Origin of the sequence: Endozoicomonas sp. GU-1 (assembly GCF_027366395.1) — a bacterium.
Taxonomy (GTDB): Bacteria; Pseudomonadota; Gammaproteobacteria; order Pseudomonadales; family Endozoicomonadaceae; genus Endozoicomonas.
This window is the reverse complement of sequence record NZ_CP114771.1, coordinates 3065904-3080055: the sequence shown is the minus strand read 5'-3', so window position 1 is coordinate 3080055 and position 14152 is coordinate 3065904. Positions and strand designations below refer to the sequence as shown.

The following is a 14152-nucleotide window of genomic DNA, read 5'->3' as shown; positions in this document are numbered from 1 at the left end:
TGTTTTATGGTTCCGTTCGCTCATGGTAATGTCTGCCCAAATGCTTGATGGCGATCAGCCACAGGGCAATGGCCAGTATAAAAGCTCCTGCCAGCCAGGACATGGCAAGGCTGAGGGAGCCAAAAAGGGTAATTAAAATCTGTTGAAAAAAAGAGCTGCCTGACTTGCCAACCCGACTCACCACTAATTCAATAGCTGCTTTTCCCTTGTACTTTCGCTCAGCATCAAGAGGTACGAAAGTGATCTCTTTGGTGGCATCAAACAGCGTATATTTTGCCGACTTGCCGAGGGCATGGCAGTACATGCCGATCTGCAAGCCGATCATGGTCAGATCCATATAACAAATGCCGAAAAAGCTGACCTGTGATTTCTGATACATGGCCAGGAGAAAAAAAGGCAGGGCCGTGGCTGTCAGAATGATAGGGGTGGCAAACGCTGCTGCCCACCAGCTGATCTTCAGCAGGGTTGGCGTTAGCAGACCACAGATCAGACTGCCTATGCCGCTGATCATGGCCACCTTGCCCATAAACATCGAGTAGTCTGCCTCACAGGGGTACAGCTGCACCAGCTGGCTTTTCCAGGCCAGCTCAACCATGTTAATGGCGATGCAATAAGCCAGCATAACCAGCGCAATGCTGGCCAGGTACGGGCAGCGCAACAGATATCGTGCGCTGGCCAGCAACGGCAGGTTGGTTGGGGTGTGTGTCTTCTGGCGGTTGGGATCTGTGAGGTTTTTCGACGTTAAGTGGCAGCAGTATTCATTGAGCAGCAGAATCAACAGCCCGAACAGCACGAACAGAAGTGATAAGATCTCCAGGCTATCCTGCCAGCCTGAATCCGGGGCCATAACGCCCCTGGAAACGCAGTAGTAAAGCATCGGGCCGGAAATAATGGATGCGCTGCTGCCGATCATGGTGATCAGGGGATATTGCCGGGTGGCACTCTGGGCATTGTGGAAATCATTGACGGCTGTCCAGAAGAGGGTGCAGATCACCGCCGATCCCCAGAGCTCCGCCACGGCAAAGAACAGCGTAAGGGGCCAGTAATAGACCATGCCGACAATAAATTGCAGGTTTTCATGGATAAGTGGGGACAGCAGGGCAAGCGCTGTGGTGGGGGCGAAAGACTCCAGGTTTGGATAGATAACCATGGAAAACAACGGCATCCAGATCAGAAAAGGGATCAACGCAACGGCAAACAGGGTACGTTTACTGAGTCGGTTAGCCAGAAAGCTGTAGGTGATTAAAAAAATAAAAGCGACAGGCATGACAACCATCAACTTGATGAAGGGGATGGCTTCCGCACCAAGCCGGGTAATGAGCAGCGACTCTTTCAGGTTCCAGAGTATGTCAAAGTTGAAGGTGCAACAGGACAGCATGGCAATTTGCAGATAAAGCATCGAATTGGAATTACCAGCAATGCTTCTGGATGAATTTTTAGTCATATACAGCGTGTTTCCTACCTCCCGTTATTGCTTCCAGATACTGATGCTCAGCAGGCTGTCGTCATTCAGGCACAGAAAGTGCTGGGTAAATATAGTGCAGAGATTGGATTTCTTGTGTCTATTGATTGTATATAAAAATATTTTGATATAGATTTTGGCTCTTGCTAAACTTCTCCCATTCGAATATCTCGGTAAATGAGTCAATGATTTACTGTGCTTAAGTGATTGGAAAGGATGACGTGTGTTGACGGATGCTTTTGAGCAGCTGGCCACGGTGAGCAAAGCCAGTGGCGATGTTCTGAGATTACAGATTCTGAGGGTCTTGAGCACAGAGTCTCTCGGTGTGCTGGAGCTGAGCGGTGTGTTTGCCATGCGTCAGCCAGCCATGAGCCATCATTTGAAGGTCTTGTCTCAGGCCGGTTTAGTCTCAACCCGCAAAGAAGGCAACACGGTTTTCTACCGTCGGGCCCTGCCTACATCGGCAGGTCATCTCGAAGGGGTAGTCCGCTCATTGTTTCAGGCGGTGGATGGTATACCGCTACCTCAAGATCTTGCCGAACAGCTTCAGGCCATTCGCCTGCAGCGGGCGGAACTGTCCCAGGCATTTTTTGCCCGCAATAGCGAAGAATTCCGTCAGCATCAGGAGCTGATTGCCGAGCACCAGCTCTATGCTGAAACGGTGGCAGACCTTATTGAGACTACCGATTTTCCTGAACAGAGCCTGGCCCTGGAGCTTGGTCCCGGTGAGGGAAATTTTCTGCCAACACTCGCCTCTGTGTTCAAGCTGGTTTACGCACTGGATAACTCGGAAAAAATGCTGAGTTACTCCCGGATGCTGGCCAAACAGCAAGGCATTGGCAATGTCACTTTTGTTCATGGCGAGATCCAGTCGCTGAGCAACATGACCAGCGCCTTTGACTGTATCGTCATCAATATGGTGCTGCATCATGTGCCCAGCCCGGCGGACATCTTTAACTGGTCTTCCCGGCTATTGAAGCCCGGTGGGAGCCTGTTTATCAGTGAGCTCAGCCATCATGACCAGGATTGGGTTCGGGAGTCCTGTGGTGATCTGTGGCTTGGTTTCAGTGCTGGCGAGTTGGCTCAATGGGCGGATAAAGCGGGATTAATCAGCGGTGAATCCCAGTATCTGGGGTTACGCAATGGTTTTCAGATCCAGGTCCGACGTTTCTTCCTTGCCGGATAAACGATGACCTGGTTAACGCCTCAATAGAACGTATTTTATGAACAGATGCTTTCATGGAATCAAAGAGGCGCACACAATTTTTTCAAGAGGGTAAAACGGCTATGTCTGAGTATTCGCTATTCACATCGGAGTCGGTATCTGAAGGGCATCCAGACAAAATTGCTGACCAGATTTCTGATGCTATTCTGGACGCCATCATCAAGGATGACCCGGAAGCACGGGTTGCGGTAGAAACCATGGTGAAAACCGGCATGGTGATTGTGGCCGGTGAAGTGCGCACTACAACCTATGTTGATATTGAAGAGCTGGTTCGTAACGTCGTCACCAGCATTGGTTATAACCATGGAGACCTGGGCTTCGATGGTGAGTGCGTTGCGGTTCTGAATGCCATTGGCAAGCAGTCTGTGGACATTGCCGTTGGTGTTGATGAAACCGATGAGCGTGAGCAGGGTGCTGGTGATCAGGGCCTGATGTTTGGATATGCTACCAATGAAACACCGGTGCTGATGCCTGCGCCCATTTACTACGCCCATGAGCTGGTTAAGCGCCAGGCGCAGTTGCGCAAGAATGGTGTGTTGCCCTGGTTGCGTCCTGACGCCAAGAGTCAGGTAACCATGCGTTACGACCAGAATGGCAAGGTGCAGAGTGTCGATGCCGTTGTGCTTTCTACCCAGCACTCTCCGGATGTCTCTCTGGATGAAATTCGTCGTGAAGTGCTGGAGCAGATTATCAAGCCTGTATTCCCGGAAGGCTGGCTTCATGAAGACACCAAATACCACATTAACCCGACGGGTATATTTGTGATTGGCGGGCCTGTTGGAGACTGCGGTCTGACCGGACGCAAGATTATTGTGGATACCTACGGTGGCATGGCCCGTCATGGCGGTGGTGCCTTCTCCGGTAAGGATCCATCCAAGGTTGACCGTTCTGCCGCCTACGCCGGCCGTTATGTCGCCAAGAACATTGTTGCCGCCGGTTTGGCGGATCGTTGTGAGATTCAGGTGTCCTACGCCATTGGTGTTTCTGAGCCTACCTCAATTTCCATTAACACGTTTGGCACCGGTAAAGTGTCCGACGAGCGTATCGTTGAACTGGTGCGTGAGTATTTTGATCTGCGTGCCGGTGGACTGGTGAAGATGCTGGATCTCAAGCGTCCAATCTATCAGTCCACGGCAGCCTATGGCCACTTTGGCCGGGAAGAGGCCGAGTTCACCTGGGAGCGCACCGATAAAGCGGAACAGCTGCGCAAGGCTGCAGGCCTTTAATTTTTCCTTCTTCAGGCAGCCGACTGGCTGCCTTTTTTACCTGCTTTTCTCAATACTCTTTCCTTTCCTCTGTATTGTTCTACCTTGCCAATAAAGCGAATGCGGCATCTATATCAAAGTTTGTTGATATAGGTTGGTGCCACTGCTAGACTGCACAATAATTCGGATAATACGCAGAACAGGATACATTTTATGAGTGCTAACCCTGAGTTAACTGCTGATTTGCACAGCGCCACCAAGGTGCCGGACTACCGGGTGGCTGATATTTCCCTGGCGGACTGGGGAAGGCGCGAGATTCAGATTGCCGAAGGTGAAATGCCGGCACTGATGGCGATCAGAGCCAAATACCGTGATTCGCAGCCACTGAAAGGCGCAAAGATCATGGGCTGCATTCATATGACCATCCAGACTGCGGTACTGATTGAAACGCTGGTAGCGCTTGGTGCTGAGGTACGCTGGTCCTCCTGCAATATCTTCTCTACCCAGGATCACGCCGCCGCCGCCATTGCCGCAGCGGGCATACCGGTATTTGCCTGGAAGGGTGAGACCGAAGAAGAGTTCTGGTGGTGCATTGAGCAGACGGTCCTCGACGGTGCCGGTAAGCCTTGGCAAGCCAACATGGTGCTGGACGACGGTGGTGACCTGACACTGCTGTTACACGACAAATACCCTGCACTGCTGGACAACATTCACGGCATTTCTGAAGAGACCACCACCGGGGTTCACCGCCTGCTGGAGATGCTGGAAAAAGGCACCCTGAAAGTACCGGCAATCAACGTTAACGATGCGGTCACCAAAAGTAAGAACGACAACAAGTATGGCTGTCGCCACTCTCTGAATGATGCCATCAAGCGGGCTACCGACCATCTGCTGGCGGGCAAGAAAGCGCTGGTCATTGGTTACGGTGATGTGGGTAAAGGTTCCGCCGCTTCGTTGCGTCAGGAAGGGATGATTGTCAAGGTCACGGAAGTGGATCCGATCTGTGCCATGCAAGCCTGTATGGATGGCTTTGAAGTGGTTTCACCCTATATTGATGGTGTTAACGATGGTACCGACGCTGCTATCAACCGGGAGCTGCTGGCCACCACTGACCTGCTGGTGACCACCACGGGTAACGTACATGTCTGTGACCGCCACATGCTGAAAGCCCTGAAAAATGGCTGTGTGGTTTGCAATATTGGCCATTTTGATACCGAAATAGACACGCAGTTCATGCGGGATAACTGGACCTGGGAAGAGGTCAAGCCGCAGGTTCACAAGATCGTCCGGGATGACTCTTGCAATGATCACCTGATACTGCTGTCCGAAGGGCGACTGGTAAACCTGGGCAATGCTACCGGACACCCGTCGCGTATCATGGACGGTTCTTTTGCCAACCAGGTTCTGGCCCAGATCCATCTTTATGAAGCAGGTTTTGCTGATCTGCCAGCCGATCAAAAGCCAGACAAGCTGGCGGTATCCGTACTGCTCAAGAAACTTGATGAAGAAGTCGCTGCCTACATGGTGGAAGGCTTTGGTGGTGTGATTACCCGGCTGACTCAAGGCCAGGCTGATTACATTAATGTACCTGTTGATGGCCCCTTCAAGAGCGACGATTACAAGTACTAAATGTCTTTTTCGCTGGCTGATGTCTCTTCACCAGCCAGCGACCTCTGCTGGTGACTACCATGGCAAATACAATAACCAATAATACTCCTGTCAGCTTTGAGTTCTTTCCCACTAAAACAGAAGAGGGTGCCCGGAAACTTGAGGAGAATGCCCTCAGCCTGGCCAGATACCAACCGGAATTTTTCTCGGTGACCTACGGTGCTGGTGGCTCAACACGGGACAGAACCCTTGAAACCGTGCTGTCAACGCAGAACCAGACCCGCATAGCAACCGCTCCTCACCTTTCCTGCGTTGGTGACTCCCGGGAGCAGATCAAAGAGTTGCTGAACTTTTACCGTGACCAGGGCGTAGAGCGTATTGTTGCCCTGAGAGGCGATCTGCCTTCAGGTATGGGGCGTGACAGTGGTGAACTCCGCTACGCCAATGAGCTGGTGGAGTTTATTCGTACTGAAACCGGGGATCACTTTCATATCGAGGTTGCTGCTTATCCGGAAGTTCATCCGCAGGCACCCAATATGGAAAAGGATCTGGCAAACTTCAAGCGTAAGGTGGATGCCGGTGCGGACTCGGCGATTACTCAATATTTCTTTAATGCAGACAGTTATTTCTATTTCCTGGAGCGTACCCGGTCACTGGGCATTGATCTCCCGGTGATTCCCGGAATCATGCCGATCACCAACTATAGCCGCCTGGCTCGCTTTTCCGATGCCTGTGGTGCCGAGATTCCACGATGGATTCGCAAGCAACTGGAAGCCTATGGCGATGATATCAGCAGTATTAAACAGTTTGGTGAAGAGGTGGTAACCCGGCTCTGCGAGAGGTTACTGCAAGGTGGTGCTCCGGGTTTGCACTTTTATACCCTTAATCAGGCGGTTCCCTGCCAGGGTATCTGCGATAACCTGGGCATTTTGGCTGATTGATGGCATGAGTTATGAGTTGTGAGGGAAATGTGAATGGTATTATTATTCCTATTCCTCCGTAACTCATAACTCTCAACCCAGTGCCCCTCCATGAGAAACCCTCGTATTTATTCAGCGCAGCCGCTTCAGGCTGACAGCGCCATCGAACTTTTTGAAAATGCCGCCAATCATGTTGGCCGTGTTTTGCGCATGAGACCCGCAGAGCCCCTGGTGCTGTTTAATGGTCAAGGGGGAGCCTGGCAGGGAACCGTAGAGAGCGTTAGCAAAAAGTCGGTTACCGTTTATCTTGAGTCGTTTATCGAGGGTAATGCCCAGTCCCCCCTGACTATCGAGCTGGGTCAGACACTCAGCCGAGGTGAGCGTATGGATTATGCCATTCAGAAGGCAACGGAGGCGGGTGTTACCGCCATTACCCCATTATGGAGTGAGCGTTGTGAGGTGAAGCTGAATGCAGAGCGTCTGGATAAACGGGTCAAACACTGGCAACAGGTGGCTATCAGTGCCTGTGAACAGTGTGGCCGTAACATCGTACCGACCATACATACGCCCGTTAAGCTGGAAGACTGGCTCACCACCCGGGCGACTGAATTGAACTTTGTGCTGCATCATCGAACCAGAGAGAAACTCAGTGGTTTTGCCCAGCCAGAATCGGTATCTCTGCTGATTGGCCCGGAGGGTGGATTAACCGCTCAGGAAATTGAGTTGGCTGAGGACCACCGCTTTAACCCGCTGGCTTTAGGCCCCCGTGTACTGAGAACGGAAACTGCACCGGTAGTGGCGATTACGCTGATGCAGTACCTCTGGGGAGACTACTGAATAGTACTTACAGGATCCGTATATGTAGTAAAAGTAATGGCTGGTCAGCGCCGGTAAAAATCCTAATAATTCGCCGTCCTTTTCAGTAAGAGCCTTTGGTTATGAAAAAGTCGCTTTTCAGGCTCTTTGCTTATCTGGTCCCTGGCAAGCGGCCTATTCAGCTCTGGACAGTTTTGGAGTAGATGGTTCATGAAAAAGATGGCGATCAAAGCGCTGGCTATTGCTGTTTTTGCAGCATCACTGACTGGCTGTATGGGTCAGATGGGCACCTCGGCGATGGTGACCAAAGCTAACCTCTCGGTTGTCGACAACCGTTATGGTCGTGCCGGACTGTTCATGCTGCTCAGCCCGGTTTACGGCATTGCCGCCACTGCAGACTTTTTCATTTTCAACACCATCGAGTTCTGGACCGGCACCAACCCGATTACCGGTAAGTCGCCAGCGGTTGTTGATATGCCTGCTGATGCCATCTTCAAGGTCAACCACAAACTGGATAAGTCCATGACTGATGTGCCTCTGAACGGTATTACTTCTGCTTCATTCAAGCAGGTTGATGAGAATACGGTGGAAATGCACGTGACGTACACTGACGGTCAGCAGGCCATTATGCGTGGTGAAAAGTCCGGTGAGGAAGTCAGCTTCTTCATGGATGGAGAATTTGTTGCTACCGCTCAGAGGCTGTTTTAAAACTACTTAAACCTTCGTAGCATTATGCGAATCATGCATATATAAACGAAGGCTTCTGAACTCCTTGGCAGCTGTTCATAGTCTTTAGATAAACGTCTGGATCCTTCAAACCAGCCAAAGGTTCTCTCCACAACCCAGCGCCTGGCTTGAACGACAAACTTTCCCCGTGGGCGTTTTGTGATTTCAAGTTCCCTTTTGGGTTTGAAGCGATAAAACCACTCTTCAAGGTAACCCCGGTAGCCACAATCAGCCCAGACTTTCCGGATGTTTTTAAAGTATTTCTTAAGGTGAGCCAGTATGAATTGACCTGCAAAACTATCACTAAATGCGGCTGCGTGTACCCATACCACCAGAATCAGGCCAAGAGTATCAACAGCTATATGACGTTTTCTGCCTTTTATTTTCTTCCCGCCATCATAGCCTCGATCCCCCCCTTTTACCGAGGTTTTCACGGATTGGGAGTCAATGCTTGCTGCTGTTGGTTGTGGCTCTTTGCCCGCCTGAATTCGCACCTGGTCACGAAGAGCATCATGCACCTTCTTCCATGTGCCATCTTGTTTCCAGATTCGAAAATAGGTGTAGACAGTACTCCATGGTGGAAAGTCAGAAGGCAGCATTCGCCACTGACAGCCTGTTTTAGTGAGATAGAATATGGCATTCAATATCAGACGATAACTCCAGTCGCGTGGTCGCCCATTTTTTGGAGTATCATAGCCAGGGTCAGGGAATAGAGGCTTGAGGATTGCCCACTCGTCATTGGTCAGGTCGGATGGATACATAATTATCCTCCTTAAACTAATCAGATACTGTAGTTATAGACGACGTTGAGTTTTTTATCCTGAGTTAATGGTCAGTAACTTTTACAACAGTCTCTCAAGGCAGGGGGGAGTGCACCAGAAGTTGAGGTAGTCGATGATATCCGTGCATCTGACTCACGCACTGGTTCCAAACGGCGTCCGGGAAGCGGTCAGTATTTTCTGCGTCAATCGGATCCTAAAAAAACAAAGAGTGATGATGGACCCTCTCCATAAAGTGTATTCGCAACAGTTGCAGAGCATAGTGGGAGGCCCATTGCCGGGTCCCCTGAAGCATGAACTGTTCGGGCTGCAGCTGAAGACTGGAAACTGCTTTCATAAGGCAGATGGGCACCTCAGCTATGGTGACCAAAGCTAATGTGTCAGTTGATGAGAATACGGTTGAAATACGCAACTAACCCACTTCTCTCTGCTACTGACTTTCTTATTACCGAAAAAGATCAGTGCCCACCTTATCAGAAACCTCCAGCTATCCCCTGTTTAGGGTCCTGTTTCAGCAGCTGTCTTCGGCATCGCCTAAATTAGTGCCCCAAAACCATTTTTATAGCAAAACTTCATGCAACTCGATGGGATATATGGGTGTTTATCACTATACATGCAAAGTTGATGGTGTGAAAAAATGCCGATGATTTTTCGCTGGGCTTAATATTGAGCCCTTGTCTTGATACTGGTCTTAACAAAAGTATTTATTCCATAAACAGTCAGCCCAGTGAGCAAACGTTTGTACGGTCATTGGGTTGAAATAAGGAAGTCTTGATGGCTCATTTGATCGACGAAGTTCTGTTTCAATCAGGTAACAAGTTCAAGAATCGTATCGTCATGGCTCCGATGACGATTCAATCCGCCTTTTTTGATGGCGGCGTAACGCAGCAGATGATTACCTATTACGCCGCTCGCTCTGGCGATGCAGGTGCTGTAATTGTCGAAAGTGCTTTTGTGGAAAATTACGGCAGAGCATTCCCCGGCGCACTGGGTATCGATACTGATGGCAAAATTGCTGGCCTGAAGCAGCTGGCGGATGCCATCAAGGCCAAAGGTTCAAAAGCTATTCTGCAAATCTACCACGCTGGTCGTATGGCAACGCCTGAGTTTAATGGTGGCCATAAACCGATCTCGGCCAGCCCTGTCGCTGCTCTGCGTGATAATGCGGAAACCCCGCTGGAAATGACCGAAGAGCAAATCGAAGAGATGATCGAGTTGTTCGGCAATGCCGTGAATCGTGCCATTATCGCCGGTTTTGACGGTGTTGAAATCCACGGTGCCAACACTTACCTGATCCAGCAGTTTTTCTCGCCACACTCCAACCGCAGAAATGACCGGTGGGGTGGCGATATGGAAAAACGCACCACATTCCCGCTGGCTGTTCTGGCCAAAACCAAGCAGGTGGCACAGTCTCATAACAAGGCTGATTTCATTGTCGGTTATCGCTTCTCACCTGAAGAGATTGAAGAGCCGGGTATCCGCTTTGAAGATACCATGTTCCTGTTGGATAAACTGGCGACAGAAGGCCTGGATTATTTCCACTTCTCTATGGGCAGCTGGGCACGTAACTCCATCGTAAACCCGGAAGACAAAGAGCCACTGATCAACAAGTATCGTCAGCTGCAGTCTGAGGCGGTGGCCAGCGTGCCGGTGATCGGTGTGGGTGGTATTGCCCAGACTGGCGATGCCGAAAAAGCACTGGCCCAGGGTTATGATATGGTGGCCGTGGGCAAGGGCTACCTGGTTGAACCTACCTGGGCCACCAAGGCTCTGAACAATGAGACCTGCGCCGAGTTCGCCGATATCGCTCAGCAGGAAGCCCTGCTGATCCCGACGCCGCTGTGGGACATCATGGATTACATGATTGTCGACAGTGCGGCAGAAGCGGAAAAACATCAGCGCATTAAAGAGCTGCAAGGTATTGAGATCCGTTTCCAGCCAGGAACTTATACCGCTTATGGCCGTGGCCACAATGGTGACCTGCCGGTGACGGTAACCTTCTCTGAAGATGAAATTCTTGAGATTGTAGTGGACTCTTCCAGAGAGTCAGACGGTATCGCCAACCCGGCCTTTGAGCGTATTCCACAGCAGATCGTTGATGAGCAGACGCTCAATATTGACGTGATCTCCGGCGCAACCGTCAGCAGTCAGGCGGTAATCGACGGTGTTTCCAATGCGGTTGATCTGGCCGGTGGCCACTCCGAGGCTCTGCGCCACAAAGCCCGTAAGGCGGTTGAGTGGATCGCGCAAACCATCGAAGAGAGCGCCGACGTGGTAGTGATCGGTGGTGGCGGTGCCGGTTTGAGTGCGGCACTGACAGCCCTGGACAAAGGCAAGTCAGTTATCCTGCTGGAGAAGTTCCCGGCCATCGGTGGTAACACGGTTCGTACGGGCGGTTGGGTTAACGCTGCTGAACCTGCGTGGCAGGGTGATTTCGCGGCACTGGCGGGTGAAAAAGAGACCCTGATGGCCCTGGCTGAGACGCCAGAGTCTGAGTTTGCCGGTGAATATCTGGACGATTTCCGTACCCTGAAGTCACAGCTGGATAATTACTTCAATCAGCATGACCATGGCAACAAATACCTGTTCGACTCGGTTGAACTGCACCGCATCCAGACCTACCTGGGCGGTAAGCGTACCGACCTGAATGGCGAAACCATCTATGGTCAATACGATCTGGTCAAGCAGCTGACGTCCCGCTCCATGGAGTCCATTGACTGGCTGAGCGAGAAAGGCATCGAGTTTGAGCGTGGCCTGGTGGATATCGCTGTTGGTGCCCTGTGGCGTCGTGCCCACAAGCCGAAGCGTCCAAAAGGCGTTGAGTTTGTTGATAAGCTGCAAAAGCGCATTCTGGAACAGAATGGTCGCATCATCACCGATACCCGGGCTACTGACCTGATCGTTGAAGATGGCAAGGTTGTGGGTGTCAAGGCGATCCAGGCCAACGGTAATGAGCTGATCGTAAAAGCGAGCCACGGTGTGGTCATGACGTCTGGCGGCTTTGGTGCCAATACCCAGATGATCAAGAAGTACAACACCTATTGGAAAAATATTGCTGACGATATCAAAACCACCAACTCCCCTGCGCTGGTGGGTGATGGTATCGAAATGGGTGAAAAAGTCGGTGCCGAGCTGGTGGGAATGGGCTTCGCCCAGCTGATGCCAATCGGTGATCCGAAGTCCGGCGCGCTGCTGACTGGCCTGATTGTACCACCGGAGAACTTTGTCTTCGTTAACCAGAAGGGCAAGCGTTTTGTTGATGAGTGCGGTACCCGTGACAGGCTGGCCGACTCCTTCTTCGACAACGGTGGCACTGTTTACATGATTGCCGATGCCGAGATTCGCAAAACAGCGGCCAATACCTCCGATGAAACCATCGCCCGTGAAATCAGCGAAGGCATCATCCTGGAAGCGGATACGCTGGAAGAACTGGCCGACAAGATGGGTGTGCCACAGGCGGAATTTGTGCAAACCATCAAGCAGTACAACACATGTGTTGAGCAGGGCCACGATCCTGAATTCAACAAGAGTGCGTTCGGCTTGAAGGTGGAGCACGGACCGTTCTACGCCACACCACGTCAGCCTTCTATTCACCACACCATGGGTGGCTTGAAGATCGATACCAGCACACGAGTGATTGGCAAGGATGGTAACGTTATTGCTGGCCTGTACGCAGCGGGTGAAGTGACTGGCGGTATCCATGCCGGTAACCGTCTGGGTGGTAACGCCCTGATCGATATCTTCACCTTTGGCCGTATTGCCGGTGAAAGTGCGGCTGACCTTGTTTAAGGTATAGTGGCGACAACCAAAAGCCTGCCCTGCCCAAGTGGAGTGGCGGGCTTTTTGGTAGTGAACTCTTTCTAGACAAACACAGGCTCATACAAAAGTACCAGTTCATGCAGAAGTACCAGACCCGATTCCAGTTGATGGGAACAGTGATTGATCTGGTCGTTTATCATCAAAATGGTGAGCAGCTGCTCAAAGCGGCCTATCACCAACTTTCCCAATACGCCCGGCGGTTCACGGTCAATCAGCCTGCTGTCAATCAACCAGATAGCGAACTGATGCGCATCAACCAGAATGCAGGCATTGCACCCATCGCGGTTGAATCTGATCTCTTTCATCTGATCAACGTCGCCAAGGCGGCAAGTCAGGACAGGCGCAACCCCTTCAATATTGCTATTGGCCCTCTGGTCAAGCTCTGGCGCATCGGTTTTCGGGATGCCAGACTGCCCTCAGCGGCGGAGATATCTGCACGGTTGGCGTTGGTCGATCCCGGCAACATTGTCTTGAACGAGCAGGAGAGAACGGTATTTTTGCGTCAACCCGGTATGGAGATCGACCTGGGGGCCATCGCCAAAGGCTATTTTGCCGATCAGGTCAAACAAGCGCTGGTCAACGCCGGTGTTGACCATGGCTTTATCAGTCTGGGGGGCAATGTGGTCACCATCGGTCACTCACCCACCAATGCCAACCGGGCCTGGAATGTGGGTATTCAAAACCCTCTGGCAGAGCGGGGTGCCATTATTCGTGCGCTGCCATTGAACGATGCTTCCATGGTCACCTCTGGCATCAACGAACGCTATTTTGATGCCAATGGTCAGCGTTACCACCATCTGCTGGATGCACAAACCGGCATGCCTATTGCCACGGAGATTGCCAGTCTGACCATTATTTCCAAACACTCCGTTGATGGTGAAATCTGGAGTACTGCCGGCTTTTTATCCTCGGCGGATGATGCGTTGCACTATTTATGTCAACAGCCATTGATCGAAGCCGTTGTTGTGACAAAGGATGGCACCGTTAAGATGACCGATGGACTGGTTGACCATGGTCGTTATATTGCTTTGCGGTGAATAGACCATCTACCAGCCAGTTCTGCTCCAGTTCATGTCTGCGGTATGATGAGGCACTACCTGCGGAAATCCCGCCAGCAACCATGACGGTTTAAACACACGTTGCCGAAAAAGCATCCGATTTTAAACAGAAGGAATATTAACTGTACGATCAATTAAAAACTAAGGAACTAATTATTACAGGAATGGTCTTATTACTGCATACCGCAGTTAACCTGGAAAAGTGCATGTTAATAACAACGGCAAGAAAGTGGATGAGCAAGCGTTGGTTAACAAGCTGGAAACGCTTCAGGTCAATACCCCCCCGCAAGATCGGTTACCTGCCCCAAAAAGACGTTACAGTCATCATTCTGACAGGTGCCCACCGGAAAAGTTGCTCCGGTATTTCGGGTCAACCCGTTATTGTGAGTTAATTTCTGATCGCAGCGAGGTTCCGGATAATATCAAAATAATCATCAGTATTGGAAAATGCATGTTTTTTTCCTAAGCGACCACATGAGAAAAATGATGAACGCAAGATTAATTCATTTAGTTGTTAAATTGAACCATTCAGAA

Annotated in this window: 10 protein-coding genes; 8 read left to right on the top strand and 2 right to left on the bottom strand. The window is 50.9% G+C overall.

Annotation, left to right across the window (positions count from 1 at the left end; translation table 11 throughout):
* Positions 1–4 precede the first annotated feature (4 nt).
* Complete coding sequence (locus tag O3276_RS12590) at positions 5–1444, bottom strand: Npt1/Npt2 family nucleotide transporter (RefSeq protein ID WP_269671660.1); 1440 nt, start codon at positions 1442–1444, stop codon at positions 5–7.
* A 244-nt stretch (positions 1445–1688) separates the two neighbouring features.
* On the opposite strand from O3276_RS12590, the gene O3276_RS12585 reads away from it, so the two are divergent.
* The 6 genes from O3276_RS12585 to O3276_RS12560 all read left to right on the top strand — a co-directional run bounded on the left by O3276_RS12585 (position 1689) and on the right by O3276_RS12560 (position 7944).
* Positions 1689–2648, top strand: a complete 960-nt coding sequence (locus O3276_RS12585; protein WP_269671659.1) for an ArsR/SmtB family transcription factor — start codon at positions 1689–1691, stop codon at positions 2646–2648.
* 101 nt (positions 2649–2749) lie between these two features.
* Entirely contained in the window at positions 2750–3913 is a 1164-nt protein-coding gene (gene metK, locus O3276_RS12580) for a methionine adenosyltransferase (RefSeq protein ID WP_269671658.1), read from the top strand.
* Positions 3914–4105: 192 nt separating this feature from the next.
* Positions 4106–5521 carry an adenosylhomocysteinase gene (gene ahcY, locus O3276_RS12575; RefSeq protein WP_269671657.1) on the top strand — a complete coding sequence of 472 codons (1416 nt, stop codon included), beginning with the start codon at positions 4106–4108 and terminating at the stop codon, positions 5519–5521.
* A 59-nt stretch (positions 5522–5580) separates the two neighbouring features.
* Positions 5581–6441, top strand: a complete 861-nt coding sequence (gene metF, locus O3276_RS12570) for a methylenetetrahydrofolate reductase [NAD(P)H] (RefSeq protein ID WP_269671656.1) — start codon at positions 5581–5583, stop codon at positions 6439–6441.
* Positions 6442–6531: 90 nt separating this feature from the next.
* Positions 6532–7257, top strand: coding sequence for a 16S rRNA (uracil(1498)-N(3))-methyltransferase (locus tag O3276_RS12565; protein WP_269671655.1), 726 nt, complete (start codon positions 6532–6534; stop codon positions 7255–7257).
* Positions 7258–7446: 189 nt separating this feature from the next.
* A complete protein-coding gene (locus O3276_RS12560; protein ID WP_269671654.1) occupies positions 7447–7944 on the top strand; it encodes a DUF3332 domain-containing protein in 498 nt (165 codons plus the stop codon).
* Between the two features lie 2 nt (positions 7945–7946).
* Here the strand turns inward: O3276_RS12560 and O3276_RS12555 are convergent, their stop codons facing one another.
* Complete coding sequence (locus tag O3276_RS12555; protein WP_269671653.1) at positions 7947–8723, bottom strand: IS5 family transposase; 777 nt, start codon at positions 8721–8723, stop codon at positions 7947–7949.
* Between the two features lie 792 nt (positions 8724–9515).
* Here O3276_RS12555 and O3276_RS12550 point away from each other — a divergent pair.
* Positions 9516–12530 (top strand): NADH:acrylate oxidoreductase, encoded by a 3015-nt coding sequence (locus O3276_RS12550; protein WP_269671652.1) that lies wholly within the window; start codon positions 9516–9518, stop codon positions 12528–12530.
* Between the two features lie 107 nt (positions 12531–12637).
* The gene (locus O3276_RS12545; RefSeq protein WP_269671651.1) at positions 12638–13597 is read left to right on the top strand and encodes an FAD:protein FMN transferase; all 960 of its coding nucleotides are present in this window, start codon (positions 12638–12640) and stop codon (positions 13595–13597) included.
* Positions 13598–14152 lie beyond the last annotated feature (555 nt).

Bases quoted from the DNA above. Each gene is read 5' to 3' on its own strand.
- O3276_RS12545 (WP_269671651.1), top strand. From the start codon at position 12,638: ATGCAGAAGTACCAGACCCGATTCCAGTTGATGGGAACAGTGATTGAT.
- metF (WP_269671656.1), top strand. From the start codon at position 5,581: ATGGCAAATACAATAACCAATAATACTCCTGTCAGCTTTGAGTTCTTT.
- metK (WP_269671658.1), top strand. From the start codon at position 2,750: ATGTCTGAGTATTCGCTATTCACATCGGAGTCGGTATCTGAAGGGCAT.
- O3276_RS12565 (WP_269671655.1), top strand. From the start codon at position 6,532: ATGAGAAACCCTCGTATTTATTCAGCGCAGCCGCTTCAGGCTGACAGC.
- O3276_RS12590 (WP_269671660.1), bottom strand. From the start codon at position 1,444: ATGACTAAAAATTCATCCAGAAGCATTGCTGGTAATTCCAATTCGATG.
- O3276_RS12550 (WP_269671652.1), top strand. From the start codon at position 9,516: ATGGCTCATTTGATCGACGAAGTTCTGTTTCAATCAGGTAACAAGTTC.
- O3276_RS12560 (WP_269671654.1), top strand. From the start codon at position 7,447: ATGAAAAAGATGGCGATCAAAGCGCTGGCTATTGCTGTTTTTGCAGCA.
- O3276_RS12555 (WP_269671653.1), bottom strand. From the start codon at position 8,723: ATGTATCCATCCGACCTGACCAATGACGAGTGGGCAATCCTCAAGCCT.
- ahcY (WP_269671657.1), top strand. From the start codon at position 4,106: ATGAGTGCTAACCCTGAGTTAACTGCTGATTTGCACAGCGCCACCAAG.